Source organism: Pseudomonas juntendi (assembly GCF_009932375.1).
Classification (GTDB): Bacteria; Pseudomonadota; Gammaproteobacteria; order Pseudomonadales; family Pseudomonadaceae; genus Aquipseudomonas; species Aquipseudomonas juntendi.
On the sequence record NZ_BLJG01000565.1, the window covers coordinates 1 to 273 of the forward strand.

Consider the following 273-nt stretch of genomic DNA (forward strand, 5'->3'; position numbering starts at 1 on the left):
ATTCGCCTGCTGCTGACCCATCAGGCGCTGCAGGGCAGCCTGCCGGTGCCCGCTGACGTGCAGTGCATCGCCCTGGACCAACTGACGCTGGACGACCAGCCCGCCAGCCCGCCCCAGGTGGCGACCGACCCACGGCAGTTGGCCTATGTCATCTATACCTCCGGCTCCACCGGCCGGCCGAAAGGCGCCGGCAACAGCCATGAAGCCCTGGCCAACCGCCTGCACTGGATGCAGGAAGCCTATGGCCTGTGTGCCGGTGACACGGTGCTGCAG

The 273-nt window shown here is 68.1% G+C and carries 1 protein-coding gene; it reads left to right on the plus strand.

Translation table 11 applies throughout. From position 1 onward, the window contains the following. Positions 1 to 273 (plus strand): AMP-binding protein (locus GYA94_RS27285; protein WP_161893512.1); only part of this gene is annotated, 273 nt, incomplete at both ends.